The 339-nt window shown below is 42.8% G+C and carries 1 pseudogene; it reads right to left on the reverse strand.

The annotated features are described in order from the left end of the window. Positions 1-131: 131 nt before the first annotated feature. Positions 132-332, reverse strand: a pseudogene (locus MO387_RS20910) (IS3 family transposase); the annotation flags it as partial. Between the last annotated feature and the right edge of the window lie 7 nt (positions 333-339).

The raw sequence follows: 339 nt of genomic DNA on the forward strand, positions 1-339 counted from the left end.
CTGAACCTTCTAAAGGAAGCATTCCAGCGAAACAGAAAAGAGCTTGGATGAAACCTGAATATTTAGAATCGGTTCTATTAGCAGGGTTGCAGTTGGACGAATTTTAAACACTCATGCGGTTGCCCTGGATGCTGAAAAGGTTTCGACCAATCGAGTCTACCATGTTTTCTAAGCCAAACGAGTACCGTTGAACGGCCTTGAATACCAAAACAGGCTTGGGCTTGTTTGTACGTCATTTCGCCTTTTTCAACACGCTCTACAACGCCTAATTTAAAGGCTAAGGTGTAATCTCGTTGTGTGCGCTTACGGCTTGAGTTAATTGATGTTGTCATAAAGAAG

It is taken from the genome of Shewanella sp. N2AIL (assembly GCF_022690845.1).
Taxonomy (GTDB): domain Bacteria; phylum Pseudomonadota; class Gammaproteobacteria; order Enterobacterales; family Shewanellaceae; genus Shewanella; species Shewanella baltica.